The organism is Pseudomonas sp. efr-133-TYG-23, assembly GCF_030209215.1.
In the GTDB taxonomy this organism is placed as follows: Bacteria; Pseudomonadota; Gammaproteobacteria; order Pseudomonadales; family Pseudomonadaceae; genus Aquipseudomonas; species Aquipseudomonas rhodesiae.
This window is the reverse complement of the sequence record NZ_JARVSL010000041.1, coordinates 103,635-125,188: the sequence shown is the minus strand read 5'-3', so window position 1 is coordinate 125,188 and position 21,554 is coordinate 103,635. Positions and strand designations below refer to the sequence as shown.

General features: G+C 59.5%; 22 protein-coding genes. 11 read left to right on the top strand and 11 right to left on the bottom strand.

All coding sequences use genetic code 11. The features are described 5' to 3' along the window. Positions 1–17 precede the first annotated feature (17 nt). The 6 genes from gspG to gbca form a co-directional block, all read right to left on the bottom strand. On the bottom strand, positions 18–449 hold the full coding sequence (gene gspG / locus QRN41_RS24605; protein WP_285422217.1) for a type II secretion system major pseudopilin GspG: 432 nt from the start codon (positions 447–449) through the stop codon (positions 18–20). A gap of 179 nt (positions 450–628) precedes the next feature. Then, a complete protein-coding gene (locus QRN41_RS24600) occupies positions 629–2,176 on the bottom strand; it encodes a lytic polysaccharide monooxygenase (RefSeq protein ID WP_285422216.1) in 1,548 nt (515 codons plus the stop codon). A 74-nt stretch (positions 2,177–2,250) separates the two neighbouring features. Beyond that, positions 2,251–2,757: a type II secretion system protein gene (locus tag QRN41_RS24595; RefSeq protein ID WP_173668945.1), complete on the bottom strand. Its 507-nt coding sequence runs from the start codon at positions 2,755–2,757 to the stop codon at positions 2,251–2,253. After that, positions 2,744–3,124 (bottom strand): type II secretion system protein, encoded by a 381-nt coding sequence (locus tag QRN41_RS24590; RefSeq protein WP_094064248.1) that lies wholly within the window; start codon positions 3,122–3,124, stop codon positions 2,744–2,746. The genes QRN41_RS24595 and QRN41_RS24590 overlap by 14 nt, the downstream gene beginning before the upstream one ends. Next, complete coding sequence (locus tag QRN41_RS24585; RefSeq protein WP_094064247.1) at positions 3,099–3,593, bottom strand: type II secretion system protein; 495 nt, start codon at positions 3,591–3,593, stop codon at positions 3,099–3,101. The genes QRN41_RS24590 and QRN41_RS24585 overlap by 26 nt, the downstream gene beginning before the upstream one ends. Positions 3,594–4,396: 803 nt before the next feature. Then, entirely contained in the window at positions 4,397–5,692 is a 1,296-nt protein-coding gene (gene gbca / locus QRN41_RS24580) for a glycine betaine monooxygenase oxygenase subunit (protein WP_034101156.1), read from the bottom strand. Between the two features lie 281 nt (positions 5,693–5,973). Between gbca and gbcB the strand changes: the two genes are divergently transcribed. Next, the gene (gene gbcB, locus QRN41_RS24575) at positions 5,974–7,074 is read left to right on the top strand and encodes a glycine betaine monooxygenase reductase subunit (RefSeq protein ID WP_034139598.1); all 1,101 of its coding nucleotides are present in this window, start codon (positions 5,974–5,976) and stop codon (positions 7,072–7,074) included. 98 nt (positions 7,075–7,172) lie between these two features. Here gbcB and QRN41_RS24570 read toward each other — a convergent pair whose 3' ends face one another. The 3 genes from QRN41_RS24570 to QRN41_RS24560 form a co-directional block, all read right to left on the bottom strand. After that, positions 7,173–7,364: a hypothetical protein gene (locus tag QRN41_RS24570; RefSeq protein ID WP_167417652.1), complete on the bottom strand. Its 192-nt coding sequence runs from the start codon at positions 7,362–7,364 to the stop codon at positions 7,173–7,175. A gap of 326 nt (positions 7,365–7,690) precedes the next feature. Beyond that, positions 7,691–7,891 carry a hypothetical protein gene (locus tag QRN41_RS24565; RefSeq protein WP_034139597.1) on the bottom strand — a complete coding sequence of 67 codons (201 nt, stop codon included), beginning with the start codon at positions 7,889–7,891 and terminating at the stop codon, positions 7,691–7,693. Between the two features lie 184 nt (positions 7,892–8,075). Beyond that, entirely contained in the window at positions 8,076–9,116 is a 1,041-nt protein-coding gene (locus QRN41_RS24560; protein WP_034115309.1) for a threonine aldolase family protein, read from the bottom strand. A gap of 90 nt (positions 9,117–9,206) precedes the next feature. Between QRN41_RS24560 and QRN41_RS24555 the strand changes: the two genes are divergently transcribed. The 8 genes from QRN41_RS24555 (at position 9,207) to fdhA (ending at position 18,892) form a co-directional block, all read left to right on the top strand. After that, positions 9,207–9,935, top strand: a complete 729-nt coding sequence (locus tag QRN41_RS24555) for a TraX family protein (RefSeq protein ID WP_094064245.1) — start codon at positions 9,207–9,209, stop codon at positions 9,933–9,935. A 153-nt stretch (positions 9,936–10,088) separates the two neighbouring features. Continuing rightward, a complete protein-coding gene (gene glyA / locus QRN41_RS24550; protein ID WP_034101149.1) occupies positions 10,089–11,342 on the top strand; it encodes a serine hydroxymethyltransferase in 1,254 nt (417 codons plus the stop codon). Between the two features lie 22 nt (positions 11,343–11,364). After that, the gene (locus QRN41_RS24545; protein WP_010207084.1) at positions 11,365–12,615 is read left to right on the top strand and encodes a sarcosine oxidase subunit beta; all 1,251 of its coding nucleotides are present in this window, start codon (positions 11,365–11,367) and stop codon (positions 12,613–12,615) included. Positions 12,616–12,630: 15 nt separating this feature from the next. After that, positions 12,631–12,933, top strand: a complete 303-nt coding sequence (locus QRN41_RS24540; protein ID WP_003194855.1) for a sarcosine oxidase subunit delta — start codon at positions 12,631–12,633, stop codon at positions 12,931–12,933. Next, positions 12,930–15,947, top strand: coding sequence for a sarcosine oxidase subunit alpha (locus QRN41_RS24535; RefSeq protein ID WP_034101146.1), 3,018 nt, complete (start codon positions 12,930–12,932; stop codon positions 15,945–15,947). Before QRN41_RS24540 ends, QRN41_RS24535 begins: the two co-directional genes overlap by 4 nt. A 123-nt stretch (positions 15,948–16,070) precedes the next feature. Next, positions 16,071–16,703 carry a sarcosine oxidase subunit gamma gene (locus QRN41_RS24530; RefSeq protein ID WP_024077781.1) on the top strand — a complete coding sequence of 211 codons (633 nt, stop codon included), beginning with the start codon at positions 16,071–16,073 and terminating at the stop codon, positions 16,701–16,703. A 10-nt stretch (positions 16,704–16,713) separates the two neighbouring features. Beyond that, positions 16,714–17,571: a formyltetrahydrofolate deformylase gene (purU, locus tag QRN41_RS24525; protein WP_167417651.1), complete on the top strand. Its 858-nt coding sequence runs from the start codon at positions 16,714–16,716 to the stop codon at positions 17,569–17,571. A 121-nt stretch (positions 17,572–17,692) separates the two neighbouring features. Further along, entirely contained in the window at positions 17,693–18,892 is a 1,200-nt protein-coding gene (gene fdhA, locus QRN41_RS24520; RefSeq protein ID WP_017530750.1) for a formaldehyde dehydrogenase, glutathione-independent, read from the top strand. 134 nt (positions 18,893–19,026) lie between these two features. Here the strand turns inward: fdhA and QRN41_RS24515 are convergent, their stop codons facing one another. Then, entirely contained in the window at positions 19,027–19,485 is a 459-nt protein-coding gene (locus tag QRN41_RS24515) for an anti-sigma factor (RefSeq protein WP_034139593.1), read from the bottom strand. A 135-nt stretch (positions 19,486–19,620) separates the two neighbouring features. Between QRN41_RS24515 and QRN41_RS24510 the strand changes: the two genes are divergently transcribed. Both QRN41_RS24510 and QRN41_RS24505 read left to right on the top strand, forming a co-directional pair. Further along, a complete protein-coding gene (locus QRN41_RS24510) occupies positions 19,621–20,193 on the top strand; it encodes a DUF2780 domain-containing protein (protein WP_167417650.1) in 573 nt (190 codons plus the stop codon). Between the two features lie 179 nt (positions 20,194–20,372). After that, complete coding sequence (locus tag QRN41_RS24505; protein WP_123479312.1) at positions 20,373–20,609, top strand: hypothetical protein; 237 nt, start codon at positions 20,373–20,375, stop codon at positions 20,607–20,609. 41 nt (positions 20,610–20,650) lie between these two features. Here QRN41_RS24505 and yihG read toward each other — a convergent pair whose 3' ends face one another. After that, on the bottom strand, positions 20,651–21,529 hold the full coding sequence (gene yihG, locus QRN41_RS24500) for a 1-acylglycerol-3-phosphate O-acyltransferase, YihG family (RefSeq protein WP_034139590.1): 879 nt from the start codon (positions 21,527–21,529) through the stop codon (positions 20,651–20,653). Positions 21,530–21,554: the final 25 nt, after the last annotated feature.

The window sequence follows — 21,554 nt, the reverse complement described above, 5'->3', positions numbered from 1 at the left end:
AGCGCGCACATGGTCCGTTACAGCCCGTAGACAATGTCGGCGTAGGTGTTGATACCACCGGCCTTGCCGTCGCGGCCCAGGGAGATGATCTCGGCGTCGTTGGGCGGGGTGCCCGGGTTTCTGTAGAAATATGGGTTGCCCCAGGGGTCAGGCGGCAACGTCTTCAAGTAAGGCCCCTGCCAATTGCCCGCATTGGCGGGCCGCGTGGTCAGCGCATTCAGGCCGAGGGTTTCGTCGGGGTAGTTGCCGTTGTCCAGGCGGTACTGGTTCAACGCATCGGCGAGGGACTTCATCTGGCCTTGGGCGGTTTGCACCTTGGCCAGCTCCAGGCGATCGAACATCTTGGGTCCGACATAGCCGGCGAGCAGGGCGATGATCAGCAGGACGACCAGCAGTTCCAGCAGCGTAAAGGCGCGTTGGAAGGGGGTGATAAGTGTGCGTGTGCGCATGGCGATACTCGGCGGTTGTGATCAACTCTTCCGGCCCGCTGGGGAAGCGGGCACCGCCGGTAGGACTGCGTTATAACCAGTACTGCTTCCAATTGTAGCGTTGCGCGATATAAGGCGCCGTAAGGCGCCCTATAACGTTTGGCACTTGCTGTTATCAAGTCAGTGCATATGCCAGTGGCTCAAGGAACAACATCCCATGCGCGCTGCCAGAAAGTGGAACCGGGTTTGCCGGGTTCATTTTCATTCTGCCCGCACCATGCGCCTGCCGATCCCTGTTTGCACCGGTACTTCACTCCATAATTGGATACTTGTGAGCCGCTGTTGTAGCCGCCATTCGGTTTCCACTGAGGGAAGCCGTCATCGCCCCCAGCCTTTTTGATCACGAAAACAACTTTTTTCGGGTCGTTTTTCAGATTTTTATGATCATAAACGGTTAAGGAAACGTTGTGGTCAGGCTGCGGACCACCCGGAATGGCGTCGAAATACGGAGCCACTGTGAAAGAAAAGGTGCTCTCGTGGTTGGGTATATTTGACGCGTCTTTCGCAGCGTTTGTAGACCATATATAGGTAAGTTTGCCGTTGTATCCGACTGAGCTTCCACCGTCGAAAGTGACGGTTTCACCTTCTGTGGCTTCGGCTGGGCCTTGGATATTGGCAACAGGAGGGCGTTGATCTACAGGGGTTCCACCGTCGTCGGTAATAATCGACATCCCTATAGAGGCATTTTTGTCGGCAAGGAAGATTTGGTTGTTCCCTGGCTCCACGGTGTTGTAGATGATGCTTGTGCCTTTGAGTTCACCTATCTGCACAATTGTTTTGAATGACGATAGCGCTTGTACCAGCCCCAGCCCCCAAACGGCCGGATTCGCATCTGTAACGGGATGCCGGATGTCTACGACTTCATCATGCGAGTCATCCGCACCCAGTACGCGAAAGCGGATCTTGTCTCCCGGATGTGGGGTAAAACCAGGCAACAGGAAGGGCCCCTGGGCGTACCACTCAGGGGCAGTCCCACCGCTGAATGTAACATCGCTGCAGTTGTAAAAACCTTCGCCGTTAGGGTCGTCTCGCTGAAATCGAGTGTATAGCACCGCATTTCCCGAGCGACCGGCTGGAATCGGTACGTTTATTCTAAAATAGCCTTGCATTAGCCCTAGAGGGTTCAGCGCCGTCCCGTCATCAGGCAATGCCTTATCGACTCTTTCTTTTTTCAGCAGTTCGAGGTCACTCCATTTCAGCGGCATGGTCGCGGAGTTATAGCCAGGTTTGCTCAGATAGATATAAACATCACTGCTTACATGGGGAGCCGTACCGGAAATAATGACCTGTAGAAAGCCATTTTTAGGTGTGATTGGAGTTTTGTGCCATTTATCTGAAGGCTGATCGAGGCCACGCATTTCTGGATTGTTGGCGGAGCAGAGTTTTCCATCTGGTATGTACTGCTCGACGACTGCCTGATCCTCGTACTGCGGTTTCGGAATTTCAATTGATACCTGGTTCCATTGCTGGCCTGGGTAGTGTGGGAGATCCTTATTTGCTTCCAAGAGCGCCCGGCATCCCGCATCGGACGGATTAGGGCTCCAGAAGTCCGCTTGACCCCGACAGTAAAATTGTCGTGCCACCGGCGTATCTGTCGCCACATGGGCCAATGCCAAGGCCGGCAATACCACGATTCCTGCCAGCACCCATTTAAGGGCGGCACGCATATATCTGTGTAAGTTTCTCATGCTCTAGTCCACCTTCAATCCAGATAAACAAGTTCCGAACTGCTGGAACGATCAGTGTGTTCATATCGTTGAAATCATTGAGTCGGCTGATCTCCCAGAGGAGTGACGCGGGTTGCAGGGTTACTCTGTACAGAGCCATACAGAAACACCCACCCTTGATAACTGCCTTGCCCTGTAAAACTTTGATTGATGACCGCAAAGTTGCCTTGCTTGAACGGCGTGCCCTTGGCCTGGCTGAACACGCCCATGATGGTGTCGCCCGGTCCTGGCACGACGCCCCACTCGGTGGTGCCGGTCAGCGGGTCGGTGTAGACCCGGCGCAGGTAGCGCTTGACGGTCGGTTGGCGCCGGTCAAGCACCAGGTCTTCGAGGGACTTGGGAAAGGCATTGCCGGCCTTGTAGTACAGGCCGATGGCCCGGCGGATTTCGTTGCCGCGCGCCAGCAGTTCCAATTCGCGTTCGCGCTGCAACACGCTGGACCACAGCGTGCCCGTCTCCATCAGCATCACGGCCACGACGGCCACCGTCACCAGCATGCCCATGAACACCGAGCCGTGCTGGCGCTGCTTACCAGTCTGCATAGGCCGTCCCATCGTTAGCGGTGCCCGGTGCGCCGCTGCGTACGTCGCCCAGGCCTTGTTCGTCGGAGGGTTGCAGTTGCCAGGTGTCGCGCTTGCCGGTCAGCGGGTCCAGAGGGATTTCGCGCAGGTAGCGGCGGTCCACCAGGGCTTGCAAGGAGTCGGGGTTATCGCCGTGGTCTTCGCGGTATTGATCCAGCGCCTGGCGAATGGTGGAGAGGTTGTGGCGCAGCACCGTCTCTTGGGCCTTGGCGTGCTGGCGAAAATACTGGGGGGTGACCAGCGTCATGAGTGTGGCGATGATGGCCATCACCACCAGCAATTCGATCAGGGTAAAACCGCGCTCACCACTGGCTGTACGACGTTCCATTCAAACTCTCCCGAGTGCTGCGGGATGAAACGTCAAATACATCTTCTCCCTCTTGTGGGTTATCGGCGCTGCTCTTGTAACTGCGCAATTGCCAGGTTTTTTCCGCTGCCAGTTCGGGACATTCGCAGAGAGGATCGCGAGGAATGCGTCGCAGAAAATAGAGTTTTTGACCTTGCAAGTTGGTCTGGTCGGTGACGCCATCGACCAATGTCTGCAAAGAGGGCGGGTAACCACTGTCAGTGACGCTCTTTTCGATGCGCCCGTCGTCGCTGGCTTCTTTGTAGGAATCAATGGCGCGGCGTATCTCTCGCAACGAACGTTGCAAGTCGAGTTCTCGGTCGCGTTTGCCCATCAATGCCGTCAGCGGATAAGCCACTGTCGCCAGCGTGGCCAGTAAGGCCAGCGTCAGTAGTAATTCAATCAGCGTAAAACCTTTGGCGCAGTGATGGCTGGGTGTGCCCTGCCACATCACTGTTGTTCCTCCCGTTTATCCCGCCAAGGACTTCCGCGTTAACCCAGGCTTGTGAAATTAACTGCAAAGGTGAGTGTAGATGCTGAGTATTTTTTGTACAGACGAATACCGCCTGGCACGTTACCCACAATCGCTGTGTGTCTGGCTGTGGATAAGGTGTTCGTGGGTGCCTGTAGCTCAGGTAAATTAAGGGCTGCAGCCTGCTGTATGAAAAATAACCAGGCTAAGCCTCGGTTTTTGAAGCGTTTTCCGTGTGGATAAGCGTGATGGGGTATGTGTACTTGCCCCCAAAGTCTGTTGGCGCTTCTGTGGATAAGATGTTCGCTATCGGCTACAGGCCTTAAAGATAAAGGCTTTGATTGAAATGATTAAAAAGTGATCAATTCCGTGGCTGAAGCGCTGGAGCAGTGCCAAAGCCTGGATTTATGCAGGGTTGCCGCGGTTTTCCACAGTGCTGTGCAAGTTGCCCCCAAACTCTGTTGGCGCTTCTGTGGATAAGGTGTTCACGTAGTGCTGCAAGCCACGATTTTATTGGGTTGTAGCGAGTTGATCGAAAAATGATCAAATGCACGTCCCAACCCGTAACTTGAATAAGTCACGGATTTTCTTCACTTATTTTCGGGTAGTTGGCGCAGTTGCCCACAATTGCTGTGGGTGGCTTTGTGGATAAGTTGTTGGGCAAAGGCTGGAGGGCAGGCGGGCAGGGGGCTGGGAGAGATCTGATCAAATATTAAGCAGTGCGAGATTCGATTGTGGGAGGGGGCCAGGCCCCTTCCCACATTTCCAACGATCAGGATCGTTTATTCGTGTGCCGCCACGCCTTTGAGGTAAGGCGCCGGTGCCGCGCCCAGGTTGCTCAGCATGCGCTCGCTGTACCAGTCCACGAAGTTCACCACGCCGAACTCATAAGTCTTGGAGTATGGGCCCGGTTGATAGGCCGTGGAGTTGATGCCGCGCTGGTTCTCTTCGGCCAGGCGACGGTCCTGGTCGTTGGTGGCGTCCCAGACCTGGCGCATGCGCTCCACGTCATAGTCCACGCCTTCGACCGCGTCCTTGTGTACCAGCCACTTGGTAGTGACCATGGTTTCCTGCGCGCTGATCGGCCACACCGTGAACACAATGATGTGGTCGCCCATGCAGTGGTTCCACGAGTGTGGCAGGTGCAGGATGCGCATCGAGCCCAGGTCCGGGTTCTTGATGCGGCCCATCAGCTTGGCGCAGCCCTGTTTGCCATCGAGGGTCATCGACACGGTGCCCTTGAGCAGCGGCATCCGCACGATGCGGTTACGCAGGCCGAAGCTGGCGTGGGCGTACGGGATCTTCTCGGCGTCCCAGGCAGCGGCCGAGGCGGCGACGTGGTCCTTGAATGCCTGGTCGGCGCGTGGGTCGGTGACGTCGTCCCATTCCAGCAGGGTTTTGAGCAGCTCCGGGTGCGAACCGCCGCAGTGGTAGCACTCGCGGTTGTTCTCCAGCACCAGTTTCCAGTTGGCCTTTTCCATCAAGGTGGTTTGCACCGCCACCTTGGTGTTCTCCATGTCGTAGGGTTCCATGTAGTGGTTCAGGGTCGACAGGAAGTCATCGATGGCCGGCGGGTTTTCGGCCAGGCTGATGAAGATATAGCCGCCGGCGGTCTTCACGTTGACCGGCTTGAGGCCGTATTGATTCATGTCGAAGTCGGCGCCCATCTCGGTGCCGGCGAACAGCAGGCGGCCGTCCAGTTCGTAGGTCCACTGGTGATAATGGCAGACCAGTTTGGCCACCTTGCCCTTGTCGCTGGTGCACAGGCGCGAGCCACGGTGACGGCACACGTTATGGAACGCATGCACCACGCCCTCGGCGCCACGGATCACGATGATCGGGTTCTTGCCCACTTGCAGGGTCAGGTAGTTGCCCTTGGTCGGAATCTCGCAGGTCATGCCGGCGATCAACCACTCTTTCTGGAAGATCTCCTGCATGTCGATATCGAACAAACGCTCATCGCAGTAGAACGGCTGCGGCAGCGAAAAAGTGCGCTCGCGCTCTTGCAGCATTTGCGCGGTGGCCTTGCGTGCGGGTTCCAGCGGATCGCCCAAGCTTAAGGTTGCGGTGACGTCCATCGTGTAGGTCCTCATGGCCATTCTGTGTGGCCGGCGAATAGTGGCTGATCAGGTGTGCAGCAAGGCGTAAAGAAAGCGTCGTTGTTGGGAGCGAGTGTGGGGCTGCTGATGCGGCGAACCTTATCCATGAGCGACATGGCCCACTCTGATCCCGACGCGCAAGCCCCGTGGTATGGGGGCTGGTCGCGATAAGTATGTGAATGTCGCAGATAGGTAAGTGGGCGGTTCTCGCGTTACGCAGAATCGCCACCATAAGGCCGACCTCGGCGGTGGAGAACAACATGTCCAATAATTTCCTGAATCCGGTAACCACCCAGACCTGGGCCAATGGTCGGCACATCGTCCGTTGCGTCAAAGTCATCCAGGAAACCTGGGATGTGCGCACCTTTTGCTTTATGGCCGACCAGCCGATCCTGTTCTTTTTCAAACCAGGGCAATTCGTGACCCTGGAGCTGGAAATCGACGGGCAGCCGATCATGCGCTCCTACACCATTTCCAGCTCGCCATCGGTGCCATACAGCTTCTCGGTGACCATCAAGCGCGTGCCTGGCGGCAAGGTGTCCAACTGGCTGCACGACACTTTGCATGAAGGCCAGGAGTTGGCGGTGCACGGACCGGTGGGGCTGTTCAACGCCATCGACTTCCCCAGTCCGAAAGTGCTGTACCTCAGCGGCGGCGTGGGGATTACGCCGGTGATGTCGATGGCGCGCTGGTTCTACGACACCAATGCCAATGTCGACATGACCTTTGTCCACAGCGCCCGCTCGCCCAAAGACATCATCTACCACCGCGAGCTGGAGCACATGGCGTCGCGGATCGATAACTTCAGCCTGCACCTGATCTGCGAAAAGCACGGCCTGGGCGAACCATGGGCCGGTTACCGGGGTTACCTGAACCACAAGATGCTCGAACTGATGGTGCCCGACTTCCTGGAGCGCGAAGTGTTCTGCTGCGGCCCAACGCCCTACATGACCGCCGTGAAGCGCCTGCTGGAAGCCGCCGGTTTCGACATGACGCGCTACCACGAGGAATCCTTCGGCGCCACGCCACCCGAAGCCCGCGCCGATGCGGTGGAGCAAGCCGAACAAGCCGCCGACGCGCCGGAAGTCGACCTGGCGGACCTGCACCAGGTGGAGTTCATTACCTCGGGCAAGAGCATCCGCGTGGCGCCGGGCGAAACCGTACACGCCGCCGCCGCCAAGCTTGGCCTGATGATCCCCAAAGCCTGCGGCATGGGCATCTGCGGCACGTGCAAGGTGCTGAAGCTGGGTGGGGAAGTGGAGATGGAGCACAACGGTGGGATCACCGAGGATGATGAAGCCGAAGGCTATATCCTTTCGTGCTGCAGTGTGCCGAAGGGGGATGTACGGATTGAGTTCTGAAACACGCCGATAACCGCCAGTGTTGGGTGAGTTTTGATTGGGTCACTAATAGCGCAGGGTGAACAAGAGGCACCCTGTGCTATTAGCGTTTTTATTACTTAAGGTTGATGAGGGTCTGCCGTAAAAGACTTAATGAACTCGCCATTTGAATTGAACGTGTATTTCACGTTTTTTGCGTGAGCAGTTCGGCCATCTATTTCAATGATATCGTTTTCCCTTACGGCCAGAATAAGTTTTTCTTCGGTTGTTTTGACTGAATACGGAATAGGAGCCGCTTTTTGAGTTGTCATGATTAAAATTCCTTCAATTGGTTTGGGTGGGTGTTCATTGAAGTGCGCGCACCGTAAGAATTAACAATCTCTGTGGATTGGTAAACTGTGAATAGTGACAGCTTGTTTTTTGTTTTGGTTTTTGTTATGGGGTGCGGTGGGTTAGGGTAACTGCTTGTCCCAACTACTACTTAATATTGCGTCAGTAATTTAATTGCAGTTGCGACAGAGTTTATATGTCGAGTTGTTATACCGTACGGCGATATCGAAAAGCCGGCGAGGAGGGAGGCATCTGCTAGCTCTGCGTCGCAGTGCTGGCCTGCGACGCGAGTCTCAAGTGTTAACGATCACTGGGCATAGATATGCACCACGAAGTGCTGGCCTGACGCTGTCAATTCATAGACTTTGTCATAGATCCGCAGCGTCCTCGACGGCTCGCGGATGGTGTCGCCGACCTGGGCGGTTTTTCTGAACTCGTCCCAGTCGATAACGGTGGTGGTGACAGTGCCGTCGCTTTTCAGGGTATTGCCGGTGCTTTGATATTCCATGATTCAAACCTCTTCTGGATTTCCGTTTCCAGCCGATTGTTCGGCGGATGGTAATACCCGCGAGGGTAGCCGCTGCAGCGGCGATTTCCTTGCGGGTTCCAAGAGGCTAGTCAATGAAAACTCGCTGTGTTGCTGTCGGAAATAACCAATAACAGTCTCGGCACAGCGCCACTATTCGCCCGTCTCAGGCGTTCATCACTTCGCGGATATCCGCAGCCAGTTCCCTTACGCGTTCTTCTTCGGTATCCCACGCGCACATGAAGCGCGCCCCACCTTTGCCGATAAAGGTGTAGAAGCGCCAGCCCTTGGCTGTCAGCGCGGCGATGGCCGGTTCCGACAGTTGCAGGAACACGCCGTTGGCCTGCACCGGGAACATCAGCTCCACGCCGGGAATATCCGCGACCAGGCTGCTCAGCAACTGCGCGCAGTGGTTGGCGTGGCGGGCGTGCTTGAGCCAGGCGTCGTTTTCCAGCAGGCCCACCCAAGGCGCGGAGAGGAAGCGCATCTTCGAGGCCAGTTGGCCGGCCTGTTTGCAGCGATAGTCGAAGTCTTCGGCCAGCTTGTGGTTGAAGAACAGGATCGCCTCGCCCACGGCCATGCCGTTTTTGGTGCCGCCAAAGCACAGCACGTCCACCCCGGCTTTCCAGGTCAGGTCGGCCGGCGAGCAGCCAAGGAACGCACAGGCGTTGGAGAAGCGCGCGCCGTCCATGTGCAGGTTCAGGCCCAGCTCTTTGCAGGTGGCGCTGATGGCGCGGATTTCCTCGGGGGTGTACACGCTACCGACTTCGGTGGCTTGGGTCAGGGTAACTACGCGGGGTTTGGGGTAGTGGATGTCCTGGCGCTTGAGGGCGATCTCGCGGATCGACTCCGGCGTCAGTTTGCCGTTTTCGGTGCGGGCGGTGAGCAGCTTGGAGCCGTTGGAGAAAAACTCCGGCGCGCCGCATTCGTCGGTTTCGACGTGGGCGGTTTCCGAGCAAATCACGCTATGGTAGCTCTGGCACAAAGACGACAGCGCCAGGGAGTTGGCCGCGGTGCCGTTGAAGGCGAAGAACACTTCGCAGTCGGTTTCGAACAGGTTGCGGAAACCGTCGGCGGCGCGGTGGGTCCATTCATCGTCGCCGTAGGCGCGCTGATGGCCGTGGTTGGCTTGTTCCATGGCGGCCCAGGCTTCCGGGCAGATGCCCGAATAGTTGTCACTGGCGAATTGTTGGCTCTTGTCGGTCATGGCCCGTTCCTGTGGTCGATATTGGTGCGCACTGTAACCAAGATTGTTGGGCGTGCGCACGCACTGTAAATGCAAAGTCACTGGGGAATTATGCACAGCGCTCACACCTTGCCTGTCGGACCCATCCGAGACGGCGCTCTGGACCTGCTCAAGTGGCTGGCGCTGCTCAGTATGGTGTTGGATCACCTGCGTTATGTCGGTTTGAGCCTGGACGGCCTGTACGTGCCGGGTCGGCTGGCGTTCCCGTGGTTTTGCCTGGCGATTGCGGCGAACCTGCACCGGGTTCGCAACGCCCCGGTAACCGGTCAATGGCGCTACCTGGGCTGGTTGCTGCTGTTCAGCGTGATCAGCGAAGTGCCGTATCGCTTGTTTATCGAGGATGCCGATACGTTGAACGTGTTGCCGACCCTCGCGCTGGGCCTGCTGGTTGCCCGAGGATGGCAGCAGAAGACGTTTATTGATCGAGGATTGGCGTTGATCGCGGTCACGATAGCGGCGGTATTTTCAGCGCACTTAATGTTCGGTTTGTTGGGTGTATTGCTGCCGCTGGCGATGTTGCTGGTATTTCGCCGGCCTTGGTATTTCAGTGTGTTGCCAGGGTTGGTCTGCGTGGCCGCCAATCAATGGCAGATCCTGCTCAATAGCGGCACGCCGGTGGCGCTGTTGGGGCTGGTCGCGTGCCTGATTGCGCCATGGGCGGGGTTGGTCTTATTGCGACATGCCCACAGCACCTCGCCGCCAGCAATGCGCCGCTGGGCCTACGCCCTGTATCCCACGCACTTCCTCCTGCTGCTACTCCTGCGCCACATCATTGCCTAACCCCTCCCACATTTATTTGGTGTTGATTCGGTAATGTCGTAAACGCACCTTTGCGTGGCGTGCGCAGGCATTTGACCTGTCTACGCCAGCCCTACCATCGCATCAAAGGGCCCTGCGAGGGCCTTAACAATACGAAAGGCTGGGAGAGACGCGATGTTCAGCAAACAAGACCAGATTCAGGGATATGACGACGCACTGCTGGCGGCGATGAATGCCGAGGAGCAGCGCCAGGAAGATCATATCGAGCTGATCGCGTCAGAGAACTACACCAGCAAGCGGGTGATGGAAGCCCAAGGCAGCGGCCTCACCAACAAATACGCCGAAGGCTACCCAGGCAAGCGCTACTACGGTGGCTGCGAGCATGTGGATAAAGTCGAGGCCCTGGCCATCGAGCGCGCCAAGCAACTGTTCGGTGCCGATTACGCCAACGTGCAGCCGCACTCCGGTTCGTCCGCCAACAGCGCGGTGTACCTGGCGCTGATCAATGCCGGCGACACCATCCTCGGCATGAGCCTGGCCCACGGCGGTCACCTGACCCACGGCGCCAAAGTGTCGTCCTCGGGCAAGCTGTACAACGCGGTGCAATACGGCATCAACACCGACACCGGCCTGATCGACTACGACGAAGTCGAGCGCCTGGCGGTGGAGCACAAGCCGAAGATGGTGGTGGCCGGTTTCTCCGCCTACTCCAAGACTCTGGATTTCCCTCGTTTCCGTCAGATCGCCGACAAGGTGGGCGCGCTGCTGTTCGTCGATATGGCCCACGTCGCCGGCCTGGTTGCCGCCGGTCTGTACCCGAACCCGCTGCCTTACGCCGATGTGGTCACCACCACTACCCACAAAACCCTGCGCGGTCCGCGTGGCGGTTTGATCCTGGCTAAGGCCAACGAAGAGATCGAGAAGAAGCTCAACGCCGCCGTGTTCCCTGGCGCCCAGGGCGGCCCGCTGATGCATGTGATCGCCGGCAAAGCGGTGTGCTTCAAGGAAGCGCTGGAGCCGGGTTTCAAGGCTTACCAACAGCAAGTGATCGACAACGCCCAGGCCATGGCCAGCGTGTTTATCAAACGCGGCTACGATGTAGTGTCCGGCGGTACCGATAACCACCTGTTCCTGGTCAGCCTGATCCGTCAGGGCCTGACCGGCAAAGAGGCGGATGCCGCCCTCGGTCGCGCCCATATCACCGTCAACAAGAACGCCGTGCCGAATGACCCGCAGTCGCCGTTCGTGACCTCGGGCCTGCGCATCGGCACCCCGGCGGTGACCACGCGTGGTTTCAAAGTGCCGCAGTGCATCGAGTTGGCTGGCTGGATCTGCGACATCCTCGACAACCTCGGCGACGCCGATGTCGAGGCCAACGTGGCCAAGCACGTGTCTGCCCTGTGCGCTGATTTCCCGGTTTATCGCTGAGCGCGGTATTGGAGTAATGACTATGCAACGCTACTCGGGCTTCGGCCTCTTCAAGCACTCACTCAGCCATCACGAAAACTGGCAGAAGATGTGGCGCACGCCGACCCCTAAAAAGGTGTACGACGTGGTCATCGTCGGCGGCGGCGGGCATGGTCTGGCGACCGCTTACTACCTGGCCAAGGAACACGGCATCACCAATGTGGCCGTGGTCGAGAAAGGTTGGCTGGGCGGCGGTAACACCGCGCGCAACACCACCATCGTGCGTTCCAACTACCTGTGGGACGAGTCGGCGCACCTGTACGAACACGCGATGAAACTGTGGGAAGGCCTGTCCCAGGACCTGAACTACAACGTGATGTTCTCCCAGCGTGGCGTCTATAACCTGTGCCACACCCTGCAGGACATCCGTGACTCAGAGCGCCGCGTCAGCGCCAACCGCCTCAATGGCGTGGATGGCGAACTGCTGAATGCCAAGCAAGTAGCCGACGAGATTCCGTACCTGGACTGCTCGAAAAACACCCGCTACCCGGTGCTCGGCGCCACCGTGCAACGGCGTGGCGGCGTGGCCCGTCACGATGCCGTGGCCTGGGGCTTCGCCCGCGCCGCCGATGCCCTCGGTGTGGACTTGATCCAGCAAACCGAGGTGATCGGCTTCCGCAAGGAAAACGGCGTGTGCATCGGTGTGGAAACCAACAAGGGCTTTATCGGCGCCAAGCGCGTTGGTGTGGTCACTGCCGGTAACTCCGGTCACATGGCTTCGCTCGCCGGTTTCCGCCTGCCAATCGAATCCCACCCGCTGCAAGCGCTGGTGTCGGAGCCGATCAAGCCAATTATCGACAGCGTGATCATGTCCAACGCCGTACACGGTTACATCAGCCAGTCCGACAAGGGCGACCTGGTGATCGGTGCCGGTATCGACGGTTACAACGGCTACGGCCAGCGCGGTTCGTACCCGGTGATCGAGCACACCATCCAGGCCATCGTCGAGATGTTCCCAGTGCTGTCGCGCGTACGCATGAACCGCCAGTGGGGCGGCATCGTCGACACCACCCCGGATGCGTGCCCGATCATCTCCAAGACCCCGGTGCCAAACATGTTCTTCAACTGCGGTTGGGGCACCGGTGGCTTCAAGGCCACGCCGGGCTCAGGCAACGTGTTTGCCGCCAGCCTCGCCAAGGGTGAAATGCACCCATTGGCGGCACCTTTTTCCATCGACCGTTTCCACAACGGTGCGTTGATCGACGAACACGGCGCTGCCGCCGTCGCCCACTAACAGGAGAAATTCCCTATGTTGCATATCTTCTGTCCTCACTGTGGCGAACTGCGCTCCGAAGAGGAATTCCACGCGTCCGGCCAAGCGCACATCCCGCGCCCGCTAGACCCGAACGCCTGCACCGACGAGCAGTGGGGCGACTACATGTTCTTCCGCGACAACCCCCGTGGCCTGCACCACGAGTTGTGGATTCACGCCGCCGGGTGCCGCCAGTATTTCAACGCGACCCGCGACACCGTGACCTACGAAATTCTTGAAACCTACAAGATTGGCGAGAAGCCGCAATTCACCGCCAAGGCTTCTGGAGAGAAGGTATGAGCCAGATCAATCGCCTGTCCAACGGTGGCCGGATCGACCGTAACAAGGTCCTGACCTTCAGCTTCAACGGCCAGACCTACAAAGGCTTCGAAGGCGACACCCTGGCCGCCGCGTTGCTGGCCAACGGCGTCGATATCATTGGCCGCAGCTTCAAGTACTCGCGCCCTCGCGGCATCTTTGCCGCCGGTGCCGAAGAGCCGAACGCAGTGCTGCAGATCGGCGCGACCGAAGCCACCCAGATTCCTAACGTACGCGCCACACAACAGGCGCTGTATCAAGGTTTGGTCGCCACCAGCACCAACGGCTGGCCGAGCGTCAACAACGACATGATGGGCATTCTCGGCAAGGTCGGCGGCAAGCTGATGCCGCCGGGTTTCTACTACAAAACCTTCATGTACCCGCAATCGTTCTGGATGACCTACGAGAAGTACATCCGCAAGGCCGCCGGCCTGGGCCGCTCGCCGACCGAGAACGATCCGGACACCTACGACAACTTCAACCGTCACTGTGACGTGCTGGTGGTGGGCGCAGGCCCTGCCGGGCTGGCGGCGGCGCTGGCGGCTGCGCGTAGCGGCGCCCGCGTGATCCTCGCCGATGAGCAGGAAGAGTTCGGTGGTTCGTTGCTCGACTCCCGCGAAAGCCTGGACGGCAAGCCCGCCAGCGAGTGGGTCGCCAGTGTGATCGCCGAATTGAAAAGCCTGCCGGACGTGGTGCTGCTGCCCCGCGCCACGGTCAACGGCTACCACGACCATAACTTCCTGACCATTCACGAGCGCCTCACCGATCACCTCGGCGACCGTGCGCCGATCGGCGTGGTGCGCCAGCGCATTCACCGTGTGCGTGCCAAACGCGTGGTGTTGGCCACCGGCGCGTGCGAGCGTCCGCTGGTGTACGGCAACAACGACGTGCCGGGCAACATGCTCGCCGGTGCGGTCTCCACATACGTGCGCCGTTACGGCGTGGCACCGGGTAAAAAATTGGTGCTGTCGACCAACAACGATCACGCCTACCGCGTGGCCTTGGACTGGTTCGACGCCGGCCTGGCCGTGGTGGCCGTCGCCGATGTGCGCCACAACCCACGCGGTGCGCTGGTGGAAGAAGCTCGCGCCAAAGGTATCCGCATCCTCACCGGCAGCGCCGTGGTCGAAGCCCGTGGCACCAAGCGCGTGACCGCTGCGCGTGTCGCCGCGATTGACGTCAAGGCGCATAAAGTCACCAGCCCCGGCGAGTGGCTGGACTGCGACCTGGTGGCCAGCTCCGGCGGCTACAGCCCGGTGGTTCACCTGGCTTCGCACCTGGGCGGCAAGCCGATCTGGCGTGAAGACATTCTTGGTTTCGTCCCTGGCGAAGCGCCGCAGAAACGCGTGTGCGTCGGTGGTATCAACGGCGTCTACGGCCTCGGCGATTCCCTGGCCGATGGTTTCGAAGGGGGCGTGCGCGCCGCCAGCGAAGCCGGTTTCGCGCCGGTGGAAGGCACTCTGCCAAAGGCCCTGAGCCGTCTGGAAGAACCTACCCTGGCGATCTACCAGGTGCCGCACGACAAAGCGACCGCACGGGCGCCGAAGCAATTCGTCGACCTGCAGAACGACGTTACCGCTGCCGCCATCGAACTGGCCACCCGCGAAGGCTTCGAGTCGGTCGAGCACGTCAAGCGCTACACCGCGCTGGGCTTCGGCACCGACCAGGGCAAGTTGGGCAACGTTAACGGCCTGGCTATCGCTGCGCGCTCGCTGAACGTGACCATCCCGCAGATGGGCACCACCATGTTCCGCCCCAACTACACGCCCGTCACCTTCGGCGCCGTAGCGGGCCGGCACTGTGGGCATATCTTCGAACCCGTGCGCTACACCGCGCTGCACGCGTGGCACGTCAAGAATGGCGCCGAGTTCGAAGACGTCGGCCAGTGGAAACGTCCTTGGTACTTCCCGCGCAACGGTGAAGACCTGCACGCCGCGGTGAAACGCGAATGCCTGGCCGTGCGCGACAGCGTCGGCCTGTTGGATGCGTCCACCCTCGGCAAGATCGACATCCAGGGCCCGGACGCCCGTGAGTTCCTCAACCGCATCTACACCAACGCCTGGACCAAGCTCGACGTGGGCAAGGCGCGCTACGGCCTGATGTGCAAGGAAGACGGCATGGTCTTCGACGACGGCGTGACCGCGTGCCTGGCCGACAACCACTTCCTGATGACCACCACCACCGGCGGCGCCGCCCGCGTGCTGCAGTGGCTGGAAATCTATCAGCAAACCGAATGGCCGGACCTCAAGGTGTACTTCACCTCGGTCACCGACCACTGGGCAACCATGACCCTGTCCGGCCCCAACAGCCGCAAGCTGCTGGCGGAAGTCACCGACATCGACCTGGACAAGGACGGCTTCCCGTTCATGACCTGGAAAGAAGGTTTGGTGGGCGGTGTGCCGGCGCGGGTGTTCCGCATTTCGTTTACCGGTGAGCTGTCGTACGAAGTCAACGTGCAGGCCGACTACGCCATGGGCGTGCTGGAACAGATTGTCGCCGCCGGCAAGAAGTACAACCTGACTCCGTACGGCACCGAAACCATGCACGTACTGCGGGCCGAGAAGGGCTTCATCATCGTCGGCCAGGATACCGACGGCTCGATGACCCCGGACGACCTCAACATGGGCTGGTGCGTTGGCCGTACCAAACCGTTCTCGTGGATCGGCTGGCGCGGCATGAACCGTGAAGACTGCGTGCGCGAAGAGCGCAAGCAACTGGTGGGCCTCAAGCCGATTGATCCTAAGGTGTGGCTGCCGGAGGGCGCGCAACTGGTGCTCGATCCGAAGCAGTCGATCCCGATGAAGATGGTTGGTCACGTCACCTCCAGCTACGCGCACAACTCCCTGGGCTATTCGTTTGCCATGGGCGTGGTGAAAGGCGGCTTGAAGCGCATCGGCGAACGGGTGTTCTCGCCCCAGGCCGATGGCAGCGTGATCGAGGCTGAGATTGTGTCTTCGGTGTTCTTCGACCCGAAAGGTGATCGCCAGAACATTTGATAGACCGAGGCGCGGCCATCGGGAGCAAGCCCCCTCCCACATTTGGAATGCATTCCCCTGTGGGAGGGGGCTTGCTCCCGATGACGCCAGTAGCCACACAACAGAATTCAGAACAGGTGCTTTATGACAGCAGCCAATGTGTACCAACAACGCCCCACTACCGGTGCCAAGGCCGAGTCGTCGCTGCACCATGCCGACCTCGCCAGCCTGGTCGGTAAGGGCCGCAAGAACGCCGGTGTGACCGTGCGCGAAAAGAAACTGCTCGGCCACCTGACCATTCGTGGCGATGGCCACGATGCCGCGTTCGCCGCCGGCGTGCATAAGGCCCTGGGCATCGAATTGCCTGGCGCCCTGCAAGTTATTGTCAAAGGCGAAACCAGCCTGCAATGGCTCGGCCCGGATGAGTGGCTGTTGGTGGTGCCGAGCGGTGAGGAATTCGCCGCAGAGCAGAACCTGCGTGCCGCGCTGGGCGACCTGCATATTCAGGTGGTCAACGTCAGCGGCGGCCAGCAGATCCTCGAACTCAGCGGCCCGAACGTGCGCGATGTGCTGATGAAATCCACCAGCTACGACGTGCACCCCAATAATTTCCCAGTGGGCAAAGCGGTAGGCACGGTGTTCGCCAAGTCGCAACTGGTGATCCGCCATACCGCCGAAGACACCTGGGAGCTGGTGATCCGTCGCAGCTTCTCGGATTACTGGTGGCTGTGGTTGCAGGATGCCTCGGCGGAATTCGGCCTGAGTGTCCAAGCCTGAGGAATAACCCATGAGCCGCGCACCCGATACATGGATTTTGACCGCCGACTGCCCCAGCGTGCTCGGCACGGTGGACGCGGTCACCCGCTACCTGTTCGAGCAGGGCTGCTACGTCACCGAGCACCATTCGTTCGATGACCGCCTCTCGGGCCGGTTTTTCATTCGCGTGGAATTCCGCCAGCCCGACGGGTTCGACGAGCAAGCCTTTCGCGATGGGCTGGCTGCGCGGGGCGAAGCGTTTGGCATGATCTTCGAGCTGACGGCACCGAACTACCGGCCAAAGGTAGTGATCATGGTGTCCAAGGCCGATCACTGCTTGAACGATCTGCTGTACCGCCAGCGTATCGGCCAATTGTCGATGGACGTGGTGGCGGTGGTGTCAAACCACCCCGATCTCAAGCCATTGGCCGACTGGCATCAGATTCCCTACTACCATTTCCCCCTCGACCCCAACGACAAACCGTCCCAGGAGCGTCAGGTGTGGCAAGTGGTGGAAGACACCGGTGCCGAACTGGTGATTCTTGCGCGCTATATGCAAGTGCTGTCGCCGGAGCTGTGCCGCAAGCTCGATGGCAAGGCCATCAACATTCACCACTCATTGCTGCCGGGGTTCAAGGGCGCCAAGCCGTATCACCAGGCGTACAACAAGGGCGTGAAACTGGTGGGCGCCACTGCGCATTACATCAACAACGACCTGGACGAAGGCCCGATCATCGCCCAGGGCGTGGAGGTGGTGGATCACAGCCACTATCCCGAGGATTTGATTGCCAAGGGCCGCGATATCGAAGGGCTGACACTGGCCCGGGCGGTTGGGTATCACATCGAAAAACGTGTGTTCTTGAACGCTAACAGGACGGTCGTTCTTTAGTGGCAAGTTGCAAGCTTCAAGCCGCAGGAAAAAGCGGCACTGCACACTTCTTGCGGCTGGTAGCTTGCCGCTTGAAGCTCGCTCCACTCTCTCAACAACGATAAATATAGAGGTGACTGACATGTCTGGTAATCGTGGTGTCGTGTATCTCGGCAACGGCAAGGTCGAAGTACAGAAAATCGACTATCCCAAAATGCAGGACCCCCGTGGCAGGAAGATCGAGCACGGCGTCATCCTGCGCGTGGTCTCCACCAATATCTGCGGCTCCGACCAACACATGGTGCGCGGCCGTACCACTGCCCAGACCGGCCTGGTGCTCGGTCACGAAATCACCGGTGAAGTGATCGAGAAGGGCAGCGACGTCGAAAACCTGAAAATCGGCGACTTGGTTTCCGTCCCCTTCAACGTGGCTTGCGGGCGCTGCCGTTCCTGCAAAGAGCAACACACCGGCGTGTGCCTGACCGTCAACCCGGCCCGTGCCGGTGGCGCCTATGGCTACGTCGACATGGGCGACTGGACTGGCGGCCAGGCCGAGTACGTGCTGGTGCCGTACGCCGACTTCAACCTGCTCAAACTGCCGGACCGCGACAAGGCCATGGAGAAAATCCGCGACCTGACCTGCCTCTCCGACATTCTGCCGACGGGCTACCACGGCGCGGTGACGGCCGGCGTTGGCCCAGGCAGCACTGTGTACATCGCTGGTGCCGGCCCGGTTGGCCTGGCCGCTGCTGCGTCGGCGCGTCTGCTGGGTGCGGCAGTGGTGATCGTCGGTGACGTCAACTCCATCCGCCTGGCCCACGCCAAGGCCCAGGGTTTTGAAGTAGTGGACCTGTCCACCGATACGCCGCTGCACGAACAGATCGCCGCGTTGCTGGGCGAGCCGGAAGTGGACTGCGCGGTCGACTGCGTGGGCTTTGAAGCGCGCGGCCATGGCCACGATGGCGTCAAGGCAGAGGCCCCGGCCACCGTACTCAACTCGTTGATGGGCGTAGTGCGCGTAGCGGGCAAGATCGGTATCCCAGGCCTGTACGTCACCGAAGATCCGGGTGCCGTCGACGCCGCCGCGAAAATGGGCAGCCTGAGCATCCGTTTCGGCCTGGGTTGGGCCAAATCCCACAGCTTCCACACCGGCCAGACCCCGGTGATGAAGTACAACCGCCAGCTGATGCAGGCGATCATGTGGGACCGCATCAACATCGCCGAGATCGTCGGCGTGCAGGTGATCAGCCTGGACGACGCACCACGGGGCTACGGCGAGTTCGATGCGGGCGTGCCGAAGAAGTTTGTGATTGATCCGCACAAGTTGTTCAGCGCGGCGTAAAACCCAGGCACAGCAAGAGCCAAATGTGGGAGGGGGCTTGCCCCCGATGGTATTGATTCAGTCAGTAAACAGGTGACTGAATCGACGCCATCGGGGGCGAGCCCCCTCTCACATTGGCTTGTGGTATTGGGATATCAGCGGTTGGCCAGTGCGCCCTGATAGACAGTGGGCCCGGTCGGTTGTTTGCTCACCGAGCCGCCTTTGGTTTCCGAACTCACCATCAACTCCACCGGTTTGCTGATGGACGCTTGCTGGCGTGGGTTCAGGCCGATAATGCCTTTGCCGTCCTCCGGCAACAGGCCCAGGGAGATCGGCGTGCCGTCTTTGGGAATCGCCCACAGTTCCAGGCTCTTGTCCGGCTCTGCGGCGGCGGCGGCGATGGGTTGCACTTCCAGGTAGTCTTTGTGCGCCATGATTTGCGCGGCCGGCTGCTGGGTGGTGGTCACCAGGGTGGCAGCGGATTTGACGCTGTCCTGGGTGTAGATCGCGCCGCCGATACCGGCAACCACCACGACACAGGCACCGATGAACAGGCGAGGGCGGCTCCAGAATGGAGGCTTGTGCTCAATCACTTGGGGTTTGATCGCAGTCATAAGTCTCTTCCTGACAAATTTTGTAGTCAGTTCATGGACTCGCTTAGGCCGGATCGGTTCCTCCCTGGCTCGGAACAACCGACCGGTTACCCAGTCAAAAACCTGCTTTCGCCCCTACATCCTGAGGTTGTATCCATGAAGATTTCACGCGGTTTCGCCCTGTCCTGCCTGATGACGTTGGCCGCCGGGCCCGCACTGGCCGCAGGCTTCAGCCTGGGCGACGCGGCCAATGCCATTGCGGGTATGCAGGGTGGTAACAACAAAGCCGCTGCTGCCGCACCGTCGTCCCAGACGGCCGACCTGCTGAGCACCCTGACCTCGCAGTTGAACGTTACCCCGGAGCAAGCCATCGGCGGCACCGGCGCGATGCTCGGCCTGGCGCGCAATCAGTTGAGCGGCAAAGATTATTCGCAGTTGGGCCAGAGCGTGCCAGGGCTTGACCAGTTGTCGGGCAACAATGCCCTCGGCAGCCTTGGAGCCTTGAGCGGCATGCTCGGCCAGACCGGCGGCAGCAAGACCAGCGGCCTGGACGGCCTGCTCGGCAATGTAAAAAACACCAACGACCTCAACACCGCCTTCAGCGCCTTGGGCATGGACAGTGGCATGGTCGGCCAGTTTGCCCCGGTGATTCTGCAATTTCTGGGCAGCCAGGGCGCCAACAGTTCGGTGCTGGGCAAGCTGGCCTCGGCTTGGGGCACTGACAACTGAAAGGCTCTGATTTTATGTCGCCTTGCGACCCGTTCCCTTGTTGGGCGGCCTTTTGATCTATCGATAATTCGGCCGAGCTAGGAACTGGCGGCAAGGCTTTATCCACTTATCGATGCTGTCTGGTACGTTCGAATGTGGCGTATCAGGGTAGACGTCCAACCACTTCTGGAGACCGTTCGATGAGCGAGTTCAATGTACTGCAGAACATGTTTAATTCCTTTTCTACATACGGGTCGGCACAAGGTTGCGGCTGCGACAAGCCAGCCGAGGGTGATAGTTTCATGACGTTCGCTGACATGAAAAACAGCGGCCAAGCTGGGGAGGGCGGTGTTGGGGTTTCCGCCGGCGCGCAAGCTTCCGGGAGCGTTGGGAGCTTGGGTTTTAGCGCAGATAATGATGCGTCAATTTCGTTCTGACCGAGTGAGTCGGCCACGCGTCAGTTGTTGGTGCCGACAGGTCACTGGATAAGTTCGTCAATACGCGCATCCTTCTCGTTCCAGAGCTGGTTCACCCAGCTCTGGACGGTCTGGCGAAAGGCCGGATCGTTCTCGTAATCCCCCTGCCACAACGCCGGGTCCAGCTCGCGGGTCTGGATATCGATGATCACCTTCGGCACCGCGCCGCTGATCAAGTCCCAGAACCCCGGGATCTTCTGCGACGGGTACACCACGGTCACGTCGAGAATCGCATCCAGCTGTTCGCCCATTGCCGCCAGCACAAACGCCACACCGCCCGCCTTGGGCTTGAGCAGCCGCTTGAACGGTGAAGCCTGCTGCGCATGTTTGGCCTGGCTGAAGCGCGTGCCTTCCAGGTAATTGACCACTGTCACCGGCTGGCGCTTGAACAGCTCGCACGCCTGTTTGGTGATCTTCAAATCCTGGCCCGCCAATTCCGGGTGTTTGGCCAGGAAGGCTTTGGTGTAGCGCTTCATGAACGGGTAATCCAGCGCCCACCAGGCCAGGCCGAGGAAGGGCACCCAGATCAGCTCTTTTTTCAGGAAGAACTTGAAGAACGGCGTGCGACGGTTGAGGGCCTGGATCAGCGCGGGAATATCCACCCACGATTGATGGTTGCTGATGACCAGGTACGACGTGTCACGGCGCAGCTCATCGCCGCCGCGGATATCCCACTGGGTCGGAATGCACAGGGCGAAGATCAGTTTGTCGATCTCGGCCCAGGTCTCGGCGATCCACATCACCGCCCAGGACATGTAGTCCCGAGAGCGGCCAGGCGCCACCAGTTTGAGCAGGGCGAACACCATCAGCGGTCCGATCAGGACCAGCGTATTGAGTAACAGCAGCAATGTAACCAAACAGCCGGTGAGCAGGCGGCGCATAAGCAACTCTTGGAATTGTGTGGGC